4 protein-coding genes and 1 pseudogene are annotated in these 4,799 nt (G+C 74.1%); 4 read left to right on the top strand and 1 reads right to left on the bottom strand.

Annotated elements, in window-relative coordinates:
* A pseudogene (locus tag JHN63_RS47775) lies at positions 1-402 on the bottom strand (permease); the annotation flags it as partial.
* Positions 403-512: 110 nt separating this feature from the next.
* On the opposite strand from JHN63_RS47775, the gene cobM reads away from it, so the two are divergent.
* The 4 genes from cobM to JHN63_RS47755 form a co-directional block, all read left to right on the top strand.
* Positions 513-1,346, top strand: a complete 834-nt coding sequence (gene cobM, locus JHN63_RS47770; RefSeq protein ID WP_200691400.1) for a precorrin-4 C(11)-methyltransferase — start codon at positions 513-515, stop codon at positions 1,344-1,346.
* Positions 1,343-2,581: a precorrin-6y C5,15-methyltransferase (decarboxylating) subunit CbiE gene (cbiE, locus tag JHN63_RS47765; RefSeq protein ID WP_200691399.1), complete on the top strand. Its 1,239-nt coding sequence runs from the start codon at positions 1,343-1,345 to the stop codon at positions 2,579-2,581. The genes cobM and cbiE overlap by 4 nt, the downstream gene beginning before the upstream one ends.
* The gene (gene cobJ / locus JHN63_RS47760) at positions 2,578-4,290 is read left to right on the top strand and encodes a precorrin-3B C(17)-methyltransferase (protein WP_200691398.1); all 1,713 of its coding nucleotides are present in this window, start codon (positions 2,578-2,580) and stop codon (positions 4,288-4,290) included. The genes cbiE and cobJ overlap by 4 nt, the downstream gene beginning before the upstream one ends.
* 5 nt (positions 4,291-4,295) lie before the next feature.
* On the top strand, positions 4,296-4,799 hold a 504-nt coding region (locus JHN63_RS47755; protein ID WP_200691401.1), incomplete at its 3' end, for a precorrin-8X methylmutase.

The following is a 4,799-nucleotide window of genomic DNA, read 5'->3' as shown; positions in this document are numbered from 1 at the left end:
GAGGTGGGCCTCACGGCCGCCGCCCACCTGGAAGGCGGCGCCGATCGCGACGCCGTCCATGAAGCTGTGGCCGACCATCGCGGCGGCGGCCGTGAGGCCCACCTCGGGCGCGCGGCCGTTGTGCTCCTCGGCTCCGTGCGAGGCCTGGCGGGCGGCGAGCAGGCGTTCGACCAGATGGGCCACGAGGAAGCCGGCCACGAAGAGCAGCAGGGCGGCCGGTACGCCGAAGACCTCGCGGCCGGCCGCGTGCAGCGCTTCGGGCAGCAGGTCGAGGCCGACCACGCCCAGCATCAGGCCGCCGGCCAGGCCCAGGACGAGATGGCGGCGGTCGGTCACCCGCTGTGCCGTCCAGCCGCCGGCCAGCGTCATCAGGAACGCGCCGAGCGCGACGAAGACCGCCATAGTCCCCTTGCTATCCGATCAACCCCTGTTCGCGCACATCCTGGACCGCTCCACCCCCACGTGCACTGACGTTCCCGTTCTGTTTGTCCCGCTTGAGAGGATCCGACCCCATGGCCGCTGCCGAAACCGCTGCCGCCCCCACCGGCAAGGTGACCTTCGTCGGTGCCGGCCCCGGCGCCGCCGACCTGTTGACGTTCCGTGCCGCGCGCGCCATCGCCGAGGCCGACATCGTGATCTGGGCGGCCAGCCTGGTGCAGGCGGAGGTCCTCGACCACGCGCGCGAGGGCGCCGAGATCCTGGACTCGGCGACGATGTCGCTGGAGGACGTCGTCGCCGTGTACGAGCGGGCGAGGGCGGAAGGGCTGCGCGTCGCCCGTATCCACTCCGGCGATCCGGCCCTCTGGGGCGGCACGCAGGAGCAGGTCGACCGGTGTGCCGCGATCGGCATCGAGACCGAGATCGTCCCGGGTGTCTCGGCGTTCTCCGCCGTGGCCGCGCTCGCGCAGCGCGAGCTGACGATCCCCGAGGTCGCGCAGTCCGTCGTCCTCACCCGGCTCGGCGGGGGCAAGACGCCGATGCCGCCCGGGGAGGAGGTGCGGGAGTTCGCGCGCCACGGCACGACCATGGCGATCTTCCTGTCGGCCGCCCGCAGCGGGCAGTTGGTGCGGGAGCTGCTGGAGGGCGGCTATCCGACGGAGACGCCCGTCGTCGTCGCCTACCAGGCGACCTGGCCCGAGGAACTGATCGTGAAGTGCACGGTCGGCACGCTGGAGGAGACGGTCAAGGAGCACAAGCTCTGGAAGCACACCCTCTTCCTGGTCGGCCCGGCCCTCGACGCCCACGGCACCCGCTCGCACCTCTACCACCCGGGCCATTTCCACGGGTTCCGCAAGGCCGACCCGGAGGCCCGCCGGGCCCTGCGCTCGCGGGGTGCGAGCACGTGATCACCGTCGTCGGTACGGGGACGGACGCGCCGGTCGCGGACGACGTCCTCGCCGGTGCCCGGCTCGTCGTCGGCGGCGGGCGCCATCTGGCCGCCGTCACGGTCCCGGAGGGCGCCGAGCGGATCGTCCTCGGGCCGCTCGCCCCCGCCCTCGACACCATCGAGGCGTACGTCGAGAAGGGCGAGCCGGTCGTCGTGCTGGCCTCGGGGGACCCCGGGTTCTTCGGGATCGTACGGGCGCTGGCGGAACGGTTCTCCAGCTCCGCCCTCGATGTCCGCCCCGGTGTCTCCTCCGTCGCCACCGCCTTCGCCCGCTCCGGGCTGACCTGGGACGACGCGGTCGTCGTCAGCGCGCACGGCCGCGATCTCCGTACGGCGGTCAACGCGTGCCGCGCGCACCCGAAGGTCGCCGTGCTGACCGGGCCGGGGGCCGGACCCGCCGAGCTGGGGGCCGCGCTCACCCACCGGGCCGCCGGGCGCGTCCTCGTCGTCGCGTCCGCGCTCGGCTCCGGGGAGGAGCGGGTCGAGCGGGTCACGCCCGCCGAGGCCGCCGCCCGCGACTGGGGTACGGCGGTGAGCGTGGTCCTGTGTCTCGACGAGGCGCGGGCGACGGGTGCCGTGCGGACGGTCGCCGGGGCTGCCGTCGGACCCGCCCAATGGGCGCTGGACGAGCGGGAGTTCGAGCACCGGGACTCGATGATCACCAAGTTCGAGGTACGGGCGCTGGCGCTGGCCCGGCTCGGGCCGCACCTCGGCGACCTGGTCTGGGACGTCGGTTCGGGCTCCGGGTCGGTGGCCGTGGAGTGCGCGCGGCTCGGCGCCGCCGTCACCGCCGTCGAGAAGACCCGGGACGGTGTCGAGCGGATCCGTGCCAACGCCGAGGCGCACGGCGTGGACATCCACACCGTGCACGGGGCGGCGCCGACCGTGCTGTCCGACCTCGACGACCCCGACGCCGTGTTCGTCGGCGGCGGCGGGCGCGAACTGCCCGCCATCGTCACGGCGTGCGCGCGCCGGGCCCGGCGGACCGTGGTCGTCGCGATGGCCGCGCTGGACCGGGTGCCTGCGGTCCGCGAGGCGCTCGGCGGTGCCGGGTTCGCGGTCGACGGGGTGCTGTTGCAGTCGTCCCGGCTGGCGCCGCTGCCGGGTGACGTGACCCGGCTGGCGGCGACCAATCCCGTTTTTCTGCTGTGGGGGGTCCGAACCCCCTTGTCGAATGAAGGAGTTGCCTCGTGATCGGCCTCATCTCCGCCACTGCGGCGGGAGCGACGGCACGGGACCGGCTGGCCGCCGCGTGGCCGGACCGTACGCGTGTGTACGAGGGTCCCGTCGGGGACGCCGTCCGGGCCGCGTTCGCGGAGTGCGAGCAGCTCGTGTGTTTCCTCGCCACGGGGGCCGTCGTACGGCTGCTCGCCCCGCTGTTGGACGACAAGCGGACCGACCCGGGGGTCGTGTGCGTCGACGAGGGCGGCCGGTTCGCCGTGTCGCTGGTCGGCGGACATGGCGGCGGGGCCAATGAACTCGCCGTGGAGGTGGGCGAGTTGCTCGCCGCGCAGCCCGTGGTGACCACGGCCACGGACGCGGTGGGCGTGCCCGGTCTGGACACGCTCGGGTTCCCCGTGGAGGGCGATGTCGCCGGGGTCTCACGGGCCCTGCTCGACGGTGAACCGGTCGCCCTGGAGGCCGAGTTGGCGTGGCCGCTGCCGCCGCTCCCGGTGTCGGGGGCGGGTGGCTCCTACGTCGTCCGGGTCACCGATCGCGCGGTCGAACCCGGCGAGCGGGAGGTCGTACTCCGGCCGCCGTCGCTCGTCGTCGGGGTCGGCGCGTCCAAGGGAGCGCCGGTGGACGAGGTGCTGGGGCTCGTCGAGAGCGCGTTGCTTGACGCCGGGCTTTCCTTGAAGTCCCTCGCCGAACTCGCCACGGTCGACGCCAAGTCGGACGAGCCCGGCATCGTCGAAGCGGCCCGGCGCCTCGGGGTGCCGCTGGTGACCTACTCCGCCGAGGAGTTGGCGTCCGTGGAGGTGCCCAACCCCTCCGCCGCGCCGCTCGCGGCCGTCGGCACACCGTCGGTGGCGGAGGCCTCGGCTCTCGCGCTGGGCGGCGAACTCCTCGTCCCCAAGCGGAAGTCGGAGCGCGCCGACGGCCGCCCCGCGATGGCGACCTGTGCTGTCGTACGGCGGGTCGCGCGCGGGCGGCTCGCGGTGGTCGGGCTCGGACCGGGCGCCCGCGATCTGCTCACCCCGCGTGCCAAGGCCGAACTCCGGCGGGCCGCCGTGCTGGTGGGGCTCGACCAGTACGTCGACCAGATCCGCGATCTGCTGCGGCCCGGGACGCTGGTCCTGGAGTCGGGGCTCGGCGCCGAGGAGGAGCGGGCCCGTACCGCCGTGGCCGAGGCGCGGAAGGGACAGGCCGTCGCGCTGATCGGCAGCGGGGACGCCGGGGTGTACGCGATGGCCTCGCCCGCGCTCGCGGAGGCGTCGGACGACATCGACGTGGTCGGAGTCCCGGGCGTGACCGCCGCCTTGGCCGCCGCGGCGATCCTCGGGGCGCCGCTCGGCCACGACCATGTCTCCATCAGCCTCTCCGATCTGCACACGCCGTGGGAGATCATCGAGCGGCGGGTGCGGGCGGCGGCAGAGGCGGACATCGTGGTGACGTTCTACAACCCCCGTAGCCGGGGCCGGGATTGGCAGCTCCCGAAGGCCCTCGCGATCCTCGCCGAGCACCGGGAGCCGACGACGCCGGTGGGTGTCGTACGGAACGCCTCGCGGCCCGACGGATCCAGCCGACTGACGACACTGGCCGCGCTCGATCCGGCGACGGTCGACATGATGACGGTGGTGACCGTGGGCAACACGGCCACCCGGGACATCGCGGGGCGCATGGTGACGCCGCGCGGGTACCGCTGGCAGGCGGCGCAGGCAGCAGAGGAGGGCGCCAAGTGACCCCCGTGGACCGTGTGGTGCATCCCATCGAGGTGGAGTCGTACCGGCGGATGCGCGCCCGGCTGGACACCTCGCACCTCCCGCCGCTGAGCCGCGCGGTCGTGGAGCGGGTCGTCCACTCCGCGGCCGATCTGGAGTACGCGTCCGATCTCGTCCTGGACGAGGACGAGTTGGCGAAGGCGCACAGCGCGCTGCATGCCGGGGCGCCGGTGGTGGTGGACGTGGCGATGGTCGCGGCCGGTATCACCCAGCGCCCGACCGTATGCCGCTTGAAGGACGCCAAGTCCGGTCCCGGGCTGACCCGTTCGGCACACGCGATCCGGCTCGCCTACGAGGAGGTCGGGCCCGGCGCCCTGTGGGTGATCGGCAACGCGCCGACCGCTCTCGAGGAGTTGCTGACGCTGGACGCCTCCCCCGCGCTCGTCATCGGGCTGCCCGTCGGTTTCGTCGGCGCGGGGGAGGCGTCCAGCGTCAGCAACTCCTCGAGAGCGGTCGGCGCGTTGCCGATC

Origin of the sequence: Streptomyces sp. MBT65, from assembly GCF_016612545.1 — a bacterium.
GTDB lineage: Bacteria > Actinomycetota > Actinomycetes > Streptomycetales > Streptomycetaceae > Streptomyces.
The sequence above is the reverse complement of the archived record's forward strand: the minus strand, read 5'-3'. Positions and strand labels throughout refer to the sequence as shown.

Coding starts and splice junctions, on each gene's coding strand:
- cobM (WP_200691400.1), top strand. CDS start 513: ATGGCCGCTGCCGAAACCGCTGCCGCCCCCACCGGCAAGGTGACCTTC.